The 13,883-nt window shown below is 45.2% G+C and carries 8 protein-coding genes; all 8 read right to left on the reverse strand.

The genetic code is table 11. The annotated features are described in order from the left end of the window. Positions 1-156 precede the first annotated feature (156 nt). The 8 genes from BQ7997_RS15435 to BQ7997_RS15470 all read right to left on the reverse strand — a co-directional run bounded on the left by BQ7997_RS15435 (position 157) and on the right by BQ7997_RS15470 (position 13,856). Complete coding sequence (locus BQ7997_RS15435; RefSeq protein ID WP_083589254.1) at positions 157-4,206, reverse strand: hybrid sensor histidine kinase/response regulator transcription factor; 4,050 nt, start codon at positions 4,204-4,206, stop codon at positions 157-159. Continuing rightward, positions 4,203-4,682, reverse strand: coding sequence for a pyridoxamine 5'-phosphate oxidase family protein (locus BQ7997_RS15440; protein WP_073347464.1), 480 nt, complete (start codon positions 4,680-4,682; stop codon positions 4,203-4,205). The genes BQ7997_RS15435 and BQ7997_RS15440 overlap by 4 nt, the downstream gene beginning before the upstream one ends. Before the next feature lie 181 nt (positions 4,683-4,863). After that, a complete protein-coding gene (rnr, locus tag BQ7997_RS15445) occupies positions 4,864-7,020 on the reverse strand; it encodes a ribonuclease R (RefSeq protein WP_022138667.1) in 2,157 nt (718 codons plus the stop codon). A 268-nt stretch (positions 7,021-7,288) separates the two neighbouring features. After that, the gene (locus BQ7997_RS15450) at positions 7,289-8,866 is read right to left on the reverse strand and encodes an FISUMP domain-containing protein (protein ID WP_073347123.1); all 1,578 of its coding nucleotides are present in this window, start codon (positions 8,864-8,866) and stop codon (positions 7,289-7,291) included. A 59-nt stretch (positions 8,867-8,925) separates the two neighbouring features. Then, entirely contained in the window at positions 8,926-9,981 is a 1,056-nt protein-coding gene (locus BQ7997_RS15455; protein ID WP_073347124.1) for a BACON domain-containing protein, read from the reverse strand. A 31-nt stretch (positions 9,982-10,012) separates the two neighbouring features. Then, a complete protein-coding gene (locus tag BQ7997_RS15460; protein ID WP_073347466.1) occupies positions 10,013-11,374 on the reverse strand; it encodes a DUF4302 domain-containing protein in 1,362 nt (453 codons plus the stop codon). Positions 11,375-11,386: 12 nt separating this feature from the next. Continuing rightward, entirely contained in the window at positions 11,387-12,286 is a 900-nt protein-coding gene (locus BQ7997_RS15465; protein ID WP_073347467.1) for a zinc-binding metallopeptidase, read from the reverse strand. A gap of 16 nt (positions 12,287-12,302) precedes the next feature. Then, complete coding sequence (locus tag BQ7997_RS15470) at positions 12,303-13,856, reverse strand: RagB/SusD family nutrient uptake outer membrane protein (protein WP_073347125.1); 1,554 nt, start codon at positions 13,854-13,856, stop codon at positions 12,303-12,305. Between the last annotated feature and the right edge of the window lie 27 nt (positions 13,857-13,883).

The raw sequence follows: 13,883 nt of genomic DNA on the forward strand, positions 1-13,883 counted from the left end.
CTCATAGTTGAAGTTACGATGAATAAGGGATTTGAGGAGATTTATGAGGGTATGAGGGTAAAATCGTGCAAACTTTTTTTGGGGAGTGTATATCCTAAGTTATTGGATTATATTGAAACAAGATGAGCTAAACTCGCATGAAAAATGAATTGTGTGTTAGAGGAACTTGCTTGGAGAAACCCCATAATGCTTCTTGAATGCCGTACTGAAATACTTTGCATCAGTGAAGCCTACCAAGAGGGCGACTTCTTGTACCGGAATCTGCTGTTTCAATAGGTTGGCAGCTTCCGTCATACGCAGCAGCTTGATAAACTCGGTGGGCGCTTGTCCTGTCAGGGCTTTCAGCTTTTCGTAGAACAGGGTGCGGCTGAGTGCTACTTCGCGGCAGAGTTGGTTGATGGTGAAGTCCGGGTTTGCCAGGTTCTCCGTGACGAGTCTGGTGCAGCGTTCGAGAAATTCCTTGTCCATGGGGGACAAGAGACTGGCGGCACATTCTGCGTTTTCTTTTTCTTCGTTTGGAGTAGCGGCAGCAGGAACAGGACTGAGCGAATGAGAGAGGAAATACTCCCGCATAATTTTGCGGTTCTGCAATACTCCTTTGATTTTAGTCTTTAGGATTTCCGTGTCGAAAGGTTTCGTCAGGTAGTCGTCCGCACCGCTTTCCAGTCCTTCGAGGATGGCATCTTTCTCTGTCTTGGCCGTCAGCAGGATGACGGGGATATGCGAGGTGGCGAAGTCCGATTTTATACGGCGGCAGAGTTCGTCCCCCTGAATGCCCGGCATCATGACGTCGGAGATTATCAGTTCCACGGATTTATCTTTTAAGTATTCGAGAGCCGATTCGCCGTCGGGCTTGTCAATGACGGAATAGATAGGCGCGAATGTCTTTTTGAGGTAGAAGCGGAGTTCGTCGTTATCCTCTACTATCATAATCCGTTCCTTGGATTTATCCGTTTGCAGGTTGTTGTTAGTGTCGGTGTCGGACAAGTCAGGAAAGTCGGATAATAAGTCGGACGGTTCGATGACTTCCGTAACCGGTTCTGCTGTGGGAAGGATGGAAGTGTCTATCCGGGCAGGGACAATGTATCTTGCCAAATGCCGGTTCCCCTTGCGGAAAGTGAGCAGGAAGGTGGAACCTTCTCCCTCGTTACTGCTGAAAGAGATGTGTCCTTTGTGCAGTTTCATAAGACGGCGGGTAAGGAGCAGACCGATACCGCTACCCGTTTCTTTGGAGTTGACAGCATTTTCGGCACGGTAGAAGTTGGAGAAGATATAACGCTGCGCTTTGCGCGGGATACCTATACCGTTGTCTTTCACTGCGATGGTTATCTTCTTGTCGTTCTGTTCTACCTTGATGGTGATTTCTCCATCAGCGGAAGTATATTTCACTGCGTTCGAGAAAAGATTGTCGAAGATTTTATCCGCTTTATCCTTATCCATCCAAAGGGAGATAGGAGAATCGGGCAGAAGCAGTTGCATATGGATTTGCTTGCTTTCGCAGAGTGTCTGAAAGTTGAGAACCTTTTCCTGTAAGTACGATTTCAGGTCGTATTCGGCTACTTGCAGGGTGAGGTGGGTGGTGTCTATCTTTTGGAAGTCGAGTAGCTGCGTTATCAGGTTGTACAGCTTCTCTGTGTTCTTGCGGGCGATTTGCAGGTATCTTTTTCCTTCTTTGGAGAGCCCTTCTTCTTTGCTCAGGTCGCCGAGGGGAGCCATGATAAGCGTCACCGGGGTGCGGATATCGTGGGCGGTGTTGATAAAGAACTGTATCTTTTCGGAGAAGTGCTTCTTTTCCATTTTGTTGGCGAAGAAACGCCATACGAAATAGGTGATTCCCGCCAGCAGGATGATGTATATCAGCCAGGCGGATGCAGTGTTCCAGTAGGGCTGCGCTATGTGTATGCGGATGGTTTGCTCGTCCAGTTGCTGACCGCCGTTCTTGCTCATGCTTTTCACGTGGAAAGTATAGTCGCCGGGGGGAATGTTGGTGTATCGGATACCAAGTTCCTTGGTTGGGGCACTCCAGTTCTGTTCGAAGCCTTTCAGTTGGTAACTGTATTGAATGTCCTGCTGATACTGGTAGGAGACGGAGATAAAGGAAATGAGAAATGAGTTCTCGTTGTATTTCAGTCGGATTGTCTTTCCTTCGTTCAGCATGCGGTTGAATTGTATCTTCTTCTCTTCGGTCTTTTCGCGTGATTTCTGCGGCACTTCGAAAGAGGTGAAGTGTAAGGGGGCTTCGTAGAGAGGACGGGTGAAGTTCTCCGGATTGAAGCGTATGGCGCCGTTGGTGCTTCCGTAGACGAAGTCACCGTTTCTCAGGCGGGTGTAGGACATGAAGTTGAATTCGTTTGCCAGTCCGTCGAGGAAGCCGATGTTGGTGATTTCAGGTGTGGGGGAAGGGGTGATGTAAGCCAGTCCCTTGTCGGTGCTGAGCCATAGATGTCCTTTGTTGTCGGGCAGGATGCTGTAGACGTAGTTGGAAGGCAGTCCGTCTGCGGTGGAGTAGGTGACGGCTTTTCCGGTTTTCAGGTCAAGCAGATTGATACCGCCGCCGTCTGTACCGAACCATACTTTGTCGGGGGCGGGGAAGTACATGGAATAGATGAAGCTGTTGCTGCGGGTGTCGGCGTTGGAAGGCGAGGTGAAGTATTGGCGGAAGTTCCCCGTCTGCTTGTCCAATAGATAAAGGCCGTTGGCTGTGGCCAGTGCCAGGGTGTCTTTGTTGACTTGGGTTATCGAGTTTATGAGCGTGATGTCGTATGATGTGAATTCTTCTGCCTTTCCCGCTTGGGATGGAGTGTATCTGACAAGATTACCGTACATGCCGCCCAGCCACAGGTCTTTGTTGTTTTCATCTTTCAGGATGGAGTAGATATAGTTGGTGGTCAGCGTGCCCGATTGGTCGGTGGTGAGGTGGCGGCGGATACCTGTGTGTTTGTTGAGGCAATACACGCCTGTGCCGTAACCGCCTGTCCATACGTTGCCGTCTCCGTCGTTGCAGAGTGTGAGGAATACGTTTTCTTTCAGGAAGTGTTTCCAGTTGCCGGACTTTGTCAGGTGTACGCTGATACCCTGATTGGTGGCGTACCACAGGTCACCTTCGTTGTCTTCGAGAATTGCGTTGACGTGGTTGTTCGTCAGTGATTGCGGGTTTTTGTATTCGTGCCGGGTGAGTTCGAAGAAATATCTTTTCGGGTTGGCACAAGCGACACCGCCTGTGTAGCTTCCAATCCATAGGTTGGAAGAGCTGTCTTTGCAGAGGGCATAGATGCCGTTGCCTTTCAGTTCGCCTTCTTCTTCCTGATTGGCGTTGAGGAAAGACCATGAGGCTTTTGCGTCGCGGGTGACTGCGCAGACACCTGCTCCGTCTATCCCTAGTAGTAGCGTTTGTTCGTCGTAAATAATGACGGAACGGTAAGGAAGGTGCGGCAACTGGTTCAGTGCTTCATTGGACAGGTAGTTTTCCGTGCGGGTATCCCGCACTTTTATTCCGGAATTGAACGTCCCTATCCACAGAAGAGATGTTGCAGAGTCGTAGAATACGGACTGGACGTAGAAATCGGGCAATGTGGAAGTGATTTCTCCGTTCTGCGGGTTGCGTTCGTAAAGTCCTTCGGTGGTGGCGATGTATAGGACTTCGTTTGCCGGGGAGAAGTGTATGGAATTGATGCATTTCCCTTTTAATATGTTCTCTATATTGCCGCTGGAATGGGCGTAGCAGAACAGGCCGTTTTTCAGTCCGAACCAGAAACGGTCGGACGAATCTATGAAGAGGTCATTCAATAGGATTCCGCTTTCAGTCAGTTCGGCTACATCAATCTCGAGTGTAAAAGCATCGGATATGGGGTCGTATTTGAATACTTTGCCGGCGCTTGTGTATGCCCAAAGTGTTTCGTGCAGGTCTTTGGTCAGGTAAATCATGCGACCGGCTCCGTCCACGATGATGTCTTCTCCGAAGAGGTTGTAGTTCTTCACGGTTCTTCCGTTGAAGCAGTCTACGCCTGAACGGGTGGAAATCCATATGAAGCCTTTCTTGTCTTCGAGGATGGAAAAGACGCGCTGGTTGCTGAGTCCTTCCTTGGTTGTGAGGTACTGATAGGTAAAAGAATGACTGTTTACCTGCTTTTCTGATTGCGAGGGAATGGGAAAAACAGGTAACAGAAGGGTGATAGTAAGTAAGCAGAAAATCAGAAACCGTTTCATGGCTTCTCATCGGCACGAAGGCCGAATACTTTTCCTGTCATTTGCTCTACCGCTACTTTCCACACTTTGACGTTGCGCACGGCGGGGTCGGAATAAGTGAATTCGTTGTCTGTATAGTGGCGCATGATGATGTCCAGTGCACTACGTTTTTCGTCCATGTCTTCTATAAATTCTACTTTCCCGCGGCACATGACGCTTTCGGAACGCATGCTGTAACTGCAAGCTACTTTCTCATGCTGGTAGACGAGTTTGTGTCCGAGGCTGAAGGTGATGCAGACATGGTTGTTGCGTTCCAACATCTCTATTTTACCGCCTTCGGGGCCGGAGTGAAGGTAGATGACGCCGTTTTCATAACCGAAGTTCATGGGAACTACGTATGGATTACCTTCAAGGTCTATAATACCTACAAAACAGGCATCGCAGTGAAGGATAATGGATTCGATTCGTTGTTTGTCTTCGATAATAAGGGTTTTCATAGATTCTGAGTTATCTTGATAATTAGGATAGAACGTAGCCTCTGTCATTCAAGTGTAGTGAAGAATCTGCTCTTGATGTTTATATGAAGAGCGGATTCTTCCTTCCTCTGTGGCTGTCTGACTATACTTTGAACTAAAAATCAAAGCATGTTTTGAGCAAAGCTAATGACAGCGACTTTCGTTATTTTTCAATTAGTTCGAAGTCGAGCTGTTTCTTCTCCAGATTGGCACGTGCCACACGGACGGTGATAGCGTCCCCCAAACTGTATATCTTGTTTTTGCGACGTCCGCGCAGGCAATAGTTCTTTTCGTCGAATTCATAATAGTCGTCGTCCAAATCGCGGACAGGTACGAGGCCTTCGCATTTATTCTCGTTCAGTTCGACGTATAGTCCCCATTCGGTGACGCCGGAGATGACGCCGTCGTAAATCTGTCCCAGTCGTTCGCTCATGAATTCCACTTGTTTGTATTTGATGGAAGCGCGCTCGGCATTGGCTGCTATTTGTTCCATGTTCGAACTGTGGTCGCAGAGGTCTTCATACTTGGCTTCGGATACGCTGCGTCCACCGTCCATGTATTTGGTTACCAGTCGATGTACCATCATGTCCGGGAATCGGCGGATGGGCGAGGTGAAATGCGTATAGTAATCGAATGCCAGTCCGTAGTGTCCGATATTATGCGTGGAGTAACGTGCCTTCTGCATGGCGCGGATGGACACGGTTTCTATCAGGTTCTCTTCTTTCTTTCCGTGAATATCGTCCAGCAGGTGGTTGATGGATTTGGATATGTCCGTCTTTGTTCCACTTGTACGTACTTTGTAGCCGAAGCGGGCGATGAAGTGCGACAGGTTCTCCAACTTTTCGGGGTCGGGCAGGTCGTGGATACGGTAAGGAAGCACTTTGGGCTTCTTGTTCTTGGGTACACGTCCTATCTTTTCAGCCACGGTCTTGTTGGCAAGCAACATGAATTCTTCCACAAGCTTGTTGGCGTCTTTCGATTCTTTGAAATATACGCTGACGGGTTTTCCTTTCTCGTCGATTTCAAATTTCACTTCATAGCGGTCGAAGTTGATGGCTCCTGCCACGAATCGTTTCTCGCGAAGTGCTTTCGCAATGGTGTCCAGCATGAGCACTTCTTCTTTGAAGTCGCCTTCTTTGGTTTCAATAATCTGCTGCGCTTCTTCGTAGGTGAAGCGGCGGTCGGAATTGATAACTGTATGTACGACGCGTGAGTCTTTGACTTCTCCCTTTTCGGTGATGTCGAAGATGACGGAGAAAGCGAGCTTTTCTTCGTTCGGACGGAGTGAGCAGATGAAGTTACACAAACGTTCGGGAAGCATCGGGATGGTACGGTCTACGAGGTAAACGGAAGTGGCACGTTTCTCGGCTTCCTTGTCGATGATTCCGCCTTCTTTTACGTAGTGTGTCACGTCGGCGATGTGTACGCCTACTTCCCACAGGCCGTCTTTGATGGAACGGATGGATAGCGCGTCGTCGAAGTCCTTGGCGTCTTTCGGGTCAATGGTGAAGGTTGTCACTTTGCGGAAGTCCTCGCGTCTGGCAATCTCTTCGGCAGAGATTTCAGCAGGAATCTTGTCGGCAGCCGTCTCTACGGCCTTCGGATATACATACGGTAAGCCGAATTCTGCAAGAATAGCGTGCATCTCCGTAGTGTTTTCTCCGGCTTTGCCTAATATGTCTATGACTTGTCCGAGGGGGTTCTTTGCCTTGTCCGGCCATTCGGTTACCTTTACGATGGCCTTGTCTCCCGTCTTTCCACCTTTCAACTTCTCTTTCGGAATGAAGATGTCATTGGCAAGTGTACGGTTCTCCGTCACCAGGAATGCATAGGACTTGGCAACTTCCAGCGTTCCGACGAATGTATCGTTGGCACGTTCCAGTATTTCGATGACTTCTCCTTCGGCTTCCCTGTTTTTCCGTTTGGCGTAGAAGGTTATCTTTACCTTGTCGTTATTCATCGCATGGGCGGAATTACGTTCGGCCACGAATATCGGGTCGCCCCCTTCTTCGGGAATGAACGAGTTCTTGCCATTGCTCTTCCGTTGGAAAGTGCCTGTCATCTCCGTTCCGTGATTGTTCAGGCGGAACTTCCCCTTTTCTATTTCACTGATATAGTCATCATCCAAAAGGTCATGTAGTATATCGACGCATAGCATTTTCTGCGGATGGGTGGTGAGATGCAATTCCGAGAAAATGAATTTCATGCTTAGAGTCTCATTGGGTTTGGCATGGAAAAAGTCTATTAACAACGCCGCCAGCTCTTTCTTACTCATTCTCTTGCCGGCCTTTTTCTCTTTCTTTTCTTTCTTTTTCGCCATAAATGTAGTCTTTTAAAATATCTAGTTACAAAGATAGACGATTATTTTCCTTATGGAAACTTTGGGGGAAGAAAAATAATGGTGCGGGCTTGTATTTCATGTTTGGTGACAGGGAGTTTGTTGCTTGAATTGAACTAATTGTAACTTGGAGAAGCATAGTAAGAAAGAAGAGTTGCTTCCATTACAGAGGCAACTCTTCTAAAGAAACAATTAATGCTAAATTTTATTTGTTAGAGAGAGAATTTAGCTGAGCTCGCTCGCTTTATAGTTATTTTCTGACGCAACGGATGGAATGACCAAAAATGAAGGTATGTACGTCGCCCGGCATACTTGTGGCCGTTGTCAAGCGATAGCTATATGCTCCTTCTTTTCCTAACCAATCTTTTTCTATTGTTGAACTCCAGAAATAAATATCTGTACCACTTCCGGCGTCTCCTGTTGCAGAACTATAGTAACCACTGGATAGTGCGTTAAAACCGGTGATATTTGTTCCGGCTCCTTTACTCCAATATGCGGTAGAAGCTGATTTTAGTTTTGTTCCATAAGGGGTACCGATATAATTTTGTAGTTTTGTCCATTCGGCTTTTGACGGAACAATCCATCCTTCGGGTGCCAAACCTGCCTCATTGAATATGGCATAGCCATTATAATAAGCTCCATGTGTAAGGAAAGTTTGTGTATCAGAGAATGGAGTACGGTATGCACCTGTTGTATTAGCATTCCATTCTGTCTTGTCTGTAACACGCGGAATCTCAGTCCCATCTAAATAGGTTTGTGCTTTCAAATTCTCTGCCATCCAATATTGTGTGCCAATCTTTACTATTTTATAATTGAATTTAGTGTCATTAGGTCGGGTGTCAGTTAATAAATCTGCTTCCACAATTGTTGTAATTGGAGAGCTTGCTGTAGTAGTTGCAGAGAATACTCCGTCTGCCAGATAGATTTTGGATAGGGCAGATTCGGTTCCTTCAGTATAGGTACATGTGTTAGTTTCTACATCCCAAACAATTGAACCACCATCAGGAATAGTAACTCCTTTGGTTAGGTCGGTTTTTCCTTCCGTTGTCATAGGATAAATTACAACCATTTGTTTGTCAATAGAAGCTGATGCTATTCTGATATATTCCCGACAAACCTCTGCTACTTTTACATTCTGATACATTACTTTCTGTACATCACCTGTCGAGAAATCAGAAGGTATTTCAATAGCATATACCGGAGCTGCCCCCTGTTGTGTGACTTCAAATGTTTTTGGAGTGAGAGAAGCATCTTCTCCATAAGTTACTGTAACAGTTGTTTTACGTTCTGCATTGACTGTATATGCTTCTGCTGAAACAGTCAGTTTGTCTCCCTCTTGTGATAAGATACACCAAGTATCACCGTCGGGACGGCTGGCACTCCAGACACCGGTGTTTGTAGTAACTGTCAATTCAATAGCAGTTCCGGCTGCATCCAAATGTACAGGTGTTCCTGTAATTTCCAAAGAAGGAGCTGCCGCCTTTTGTGTCACGGTAATTTCTTGCGTTTTAGCATTGGAACCAACTCCGGCAGTAACTGTAACCATTGTTGAACGAGGGGTTATTGTTTCATTGGCAGATGCGCTGATCTTTAATGCATTGCCATTTGTCTTTAGTGTGCACCAACTATCCAACTCAGGACGTGTAGCACTCCATTCTGATTGGTTGGTGGTAATTTCAATGGACTCTTCTCCGCCGATAGCCGGGATTGTGACAGAATTGGAAGATACTGTCATTGCGGGTGCGTCATCATCTTTATCATCACAACCTGTGATGACACAAAGTGCCAGTAAAGCACTGAAGAAAAAAAATGTATACTTCTTTGTCATAATGTAAATTATTAAAAGATTAATATTAGTCGTTTATTTCTATTGTTTCTTTTTGGGCATTAGAAGAAGAAACAGTTACTTAAAATTCTTATATTACCTTGGAAGGAGTTGAGGCTAGGTTCGCCGAGGAAACCGGCAAACGATATTTTGGTCGCTACTCCACCGGGAACACCGCCGTTATCTGCAAATGCAAGTACAAAAGATCCGTCGGATAAAAGGACAGGAATTAATCCTATGCTGTTATCTGCTGTGAACAGAGGAAGCCCCATGCCATCGACGATACAGAAATATACGCTTAATGGCAAACCGGATGAAACGTTACTACCCACGAATTGCCCGGCTGCTACATTGAACATATTGTTTTGATATGTAGCTTGTATCTTATAATCATAGGCACTGGTCTTATAAAGGCCGGAAATAGTATATATTCCGTTTTCGTCCGGAGCTGAAATTGAAACTTCAGGTAAGCTGTACTGCTTTCCTTGGTTGACATACGTCCCTTTCCAATCGCCTACAAAATTTTCAGCGTCATATTGCATTATCTGATAGGTTAGCGTACGCTTTCCTGCTGTCACTGTAACGTCACTGCCACGTGCTTTTCCTGTTTTGTTTTCACTGACAACAAAGCTACCACCTTTGCCATCTGCTGAAGGGGAGAATGACAACCAATCCTTATTTTCCTCGGGGATTGACACTTGTATGGGAAATGAGCTTGACAGCTTTATGGGTAAAACCGCCGCTTCGTTATCCGTACTTTGTATTTGTTCGGATTTGTTGTAGATTAATATGGCACCTTCCTGAATAAGGGTGACTTCCCTGCTTTGGTCGCCATTGGTAATAATGATCTGTGCCGAACGGCCCGGATAATCTTTATTTTCCTGAACGGAGAGTCTTACGATTTCCGTGGTAACTTCTATAACTTTGCACCATTCTGCATCCGTCGTGGCCTTGACTTCCCCGACAGCTTGTATCTGTACACTTGCTTCTCCACCGATTGCCTTTAGATTGGTGTCTGTCTTAATGATAGACAATGCCGGAATGGCGGTATCATCGTCATGACAACTGATAACGGCGAAGCAGAGGATGAATAGGAATATGTTAATTGCTTTCTTCATATTTTATCTGTCTGTTTACTTTAACTTTATTTCAATAAGGCATTAGTTTGATAGAATCCATCCAACTTAAATATCCGAGATATGTGCTGCCGGAGAATTTGTCGGAGTTATAAGCTGTCAGGACAAAAGAGGTGGCCGGCTCTCCTACTAATGAACTGAAGAGTGTGCCATATTCAACAAAGGACAAGATGCCGTCGTCCGATGTTTCTGAAACCAAACCATAGTCATAGCCTACATAAGATGCGATATAACCGAAATCTGCTCCCAGATGTGCCGGTATTGCATAAGCCTCGTTGTTCCCCAGGATATATGTTCCGTAAAATTGGCCGGTTCCTGTGATATCACCTGCTTTTTGAGGTTTGAGGGCTAGTCTGCCCATCGCTTTTTCATAAGTAACTATGATGTCTGCTTCCAGGTCAGAACCTATCATTATATAGCTTTCCTGGTCTACCTGCTGTTTGAGCTGTACTATGAAAGGCATGGCATCTACAAATTCAAAGTTACCTGCGTCGTCTACTTCCAGTGTTTTGTAGTAGAAATAGTAAAAACCGGTGTAATCTTCATATTTCTTGTATCCTTCGGGATAAACTCCTTCGATACTGACATGTTCGGCTCCTGTATCTGTACAGGTAAAAGCCATTCTGGTTTTATTCCATTTGAAATTTTGTAATGCTTTTCCGCCGATTGTTATCGGTTGGCGAAAGTGAAACCCTTCCGGAGTGTAAACAAACGGTGCTTCCTGATATTCTGCCTGGGTAGAAATGCCGAAAACCCGTGAGTAGCGTTCCATTTCTCCCACTTTTTCTCCACCTGCTTTCAAGATATAAGTATTTAGAAAAGCTTCGTTGGCAATTTTGTTGAGGTTGTTGATATATGTATTCCAGTCGGTGTCCGCCGGCAGGGGAGTCATAACCATTTTATTTTGGAACTTCTTGCCTTGCAGTATGATTTCATTCTCGGAAGCACTCATGATTGCGAATTCATAATCACCTTGAAAATTACTGTTCTGCTTTAAAATAGGTTCGGAGAAACAGTGTATCAATTCATTGAAGGTGTCAAATGTCAATAGGGTGCTTTGCTCGGATACCACTTTGTAGAGTGAGGTGGTTTCGACTCCGGGTTTTGTATTGATAGAACCGGTTTCGGACATGATTCTTACATTCTTCCCGTCAAATCGGCAAAGTAGTGTAATTCCGCCCATTGAGTAGTTCTTCCCGGCATAATATTCCAACCTCCAACCATTGGGGGCATTTTTTAATAATTCACTGCATCGTTCTACGTCTCCGGTAGCCCGGTTGGCAGAGGAATCATCAAAATAATTGTCTTCTTGATATAGACATGACTGTAAGCTGATGCATAAGGAAGCTAACAGGAAATATAATATTTTCTTCATAATCATAGACATTTATTCAATAGTGTTTAATTCTAGTTCGGGAATCTCTTGTTGGCGACGCAGTACGATGGCGCGTAGGTCATTAAGGTCAATTCCCCAGGTTTCAAACATATAGTTATAGACAATGGCAAATTTTTCATTGATGATGGCAGCACCGGTTTCTCCGGCTTTAGCCAGCATGGTGCTCCAGTATGCTTCATCGTGTGTGACGTACATGGCAATGTTTTCAACAAAATCCTCGCGGGCTTCACTCATTGCATAGGCCGTAACAAATCCCTGTTTCCATGCATTGGTGTTGCCGCCATCCCGGTCTGATTCCTGATACCAGTCTGTTCCTATATATTTTCCTTCACAGATTCTTTCGAATGAAGGGTCATAGTTCCGTTTCTGGTGCAGGATATGCGCGAACTCATGATGCATGGTTTCGAAATAGTATTTGTTGAGCAGTTCTATATCAATCTCGTTTACATTAAGGTCATTGACATTGTAGAGGGTGATTTTCTTTCCTCCCTCGGCTGTGCCAAGTACCATGGTGCCGCTACTGTCGTAGGCCGGCGAGCCTATCAGGTGGAATGTTTTCGGTACATATGAACGCACGAAATTAGGACCTGCGAGTTCGGTATAGGCTTCCATCCACACGTGTTTTATAATTTTGGAAAGCATGATAGCTTTATCGTAATCGGCGGGAACCAACTTATACTTCTGATCGCTTTCTATATCTTGCATCCGATACTTAAAGTCGATATTATATGGATATGTATAGTTCTTGAGGAGCCACTGGTCGAATTCGTTATACTCTACCGGTTCGGTAGTAAATATGCTGTGGCCACGGTCGATTTCATCATCGTTGTTGCAGGCTATGATACCGAAGGTTGATATACTTATCAATGTATATATAATATATTTTCTCATATCTTTCTCCTTTCCTTTATTCATTGATTCTCGGGTTAGGTTGCATACCGGCCAGAATAACACTTCCAGGAATCTGTATGGCGCGGCGCAGATCGTTTGCAGGCATTTCGTCTGTTATCGTCATATAGCCGTCGCTGACTAACCGGCGATAAATGACAATGCCATAACGTTTGATGTCGGGCCAGCGAATTCCTTCATGCAGAGTGGCTATGCGGCGTATATGAAGTATACATTGAATTATATTTTCCTGCATGCCTTTTTCGATTGTGAACTCCGGATGCAGTTCCTTTTTGGGTGTCAGTGATTTTAGCGGGCTGTAATATGGCATTTCCTCATAATATGCATTAATACTTTCCGGTGTTAATGTAGATTTGTTGTTCGTGTATGCTTTTTGCCAGGTTGTGATATCGAAGGCTGCTTGCGTATAGTTTTTCTTTAAGGCATATGCTTCGGCACGATAGAGTAATATTTCATCTGTACTGAAGATTACCGGCATATAATAGTAATAATCACTTCCTTCGTACATGCCGCTTTTACGAATGAAACTGCATTCATATCCACTGGTGGTAAATGGTTTCACATATAAGTTATTGGCATTTCCCCACAAACCTGATGATTGTGCCGTTTCATTGCTGGCTATTAGTTTGTTGTGCATATAACGTTTTCCGGTCATGTAGTTGCTGATAAGGATTCCCCAATTGGATACTGTACTGCTGATAAGCAAGTTCGCCTTGTTGGTTGATGCAATGTAGGCATCAGGTTGTACGTTATCGTTAGCTGTCAGTTTCCCCCATGACTCCCAGTCTCTCAACTGGTTACTTGCATCGCTTCCCAATACACGGGTGGCATAATCTATTACTTTATCACAGTTGGAGAAGTCCGGCTGCATATAATAAAGATAAAAGCGTGCGGCGAAAGCATAAGCGGCTTTCTTGGTAAAGTGATATTTGGGGACGGTGTAGCTGTCGTCAGAGATTAATGGTAAGCTGGCCAACAAGTCACGTTCTATCTTTTGATATACCTCTTCCAGTGTACCACGTTTGTATTGAGGGAGTACTGTTGTTTCCACTTCTTCCATGTAAGGGATTCCCAACTCCTGACCTGCATGGGAATTATAAGCATTACAGAAAATATTGGCTAGCATAAAATGACTGTAAGCACGGCATATTAATGCCTCTCCTTGTTGTGGGGCTAATGATGCCGGATTGCCCCGTTGCTGAATGGCATCCAGGACCATATTGGCTGCGGCGATAGCTGCATAGTATGTTTCCCACAGATAATTGGGGGTGTCCTGATATTCTTCTTGAGTGTCTTTCCAGTTATAACAATCTTCTTCCGCAATCTTGTAATAGGGGTATCTGGCTCCGTTATCATCTGTATTGTCGCTATAAAGCTCGAATAGGGCATTTGCCGTTGCTTGCGGGTAAGCCGAGACAAGCAGCTTTGCAATCTTCTGCTCCGTATCCAGTTCCGTACGGTTATCCGGAAGTTTGTCAAGGAAGTCGTTGCAGGAACTCATGACTATTCCGGTTATTAGCAGCAAAGAGTAAAATATATTTTTATGTTTCATATTGATCATGTTTATCTGTATATAATA

It is taken from the genome of Bacteroides congonensis (assembly GCF_900130125.1).
Taxonomy (GTDB): domain Bacteria; phylum Bacteroidota; class Bacteroidia; order Bacteroidales; family Bacteroidaceae; genus Bacteroides; species Bacteroides congonensis.

Excerpts from the sequence above, each read along its gene's own strand:
- BQ7997_RS15470 (WP_073347125.1), bottom strand. The coding sequence starts at position 13,856 with ATGAAACATAAAAATATATTTTACTCTTTGCTGCTAATAACCGGAATA.
- BQ7997_RS15450 (WP_073347123.1), bottom strand. The coding sequence starts at position 8,866 with ATGACAAAGAAGTATACATTTTTTTTCTTCAGTGCTTTACTGGCACTT.
- BQ7997_RS15435 (WP_083589254.1), bottom strand. The coding sequence starts at position 4,206 with ATGAAACGGTTTCTGATTTTCTGCTTACTTACTATCACCCTTCTGTTA.
- BQ7997_RS15440 (WP_073347464.1), bottom strand. The coding sequence starts at position 4,682 with ATGAAAACCCTTATTATCGAAGACAAACAACGAATCGAATCCATTATC.
- BQ7997_RS15455 (WP_073347124.1), bottom strand. The coding sequence starts at position 9,981 with ATGAAGAAAGCAATTAACATATTCCTATTCATCCTCTGCTTCGCCGTT.
- BQ7997_RS15460 (WP_073347466.1), bottom strand. The coding sequence starts at position 11,374 with ATGAAGAAAATATTATATTTCCTGTTAGCTTCCTTATGCATCAGCTTA.
- BQ7997_RS15465 (WP_073347467.1), bottom strand. The coding sequence starts at position 12,286 with ATGAGAAAATATATTATATATACATTGATAAGTATATCAACCTTCGGT.
- rnr (WP_022138667.1), bottom strand. The coding sequence starts at position 7,020 with ATGGCGAAAAAGAAAGAAAAGAAAGAGAAAAAGGCCGGCAAGAGAATG.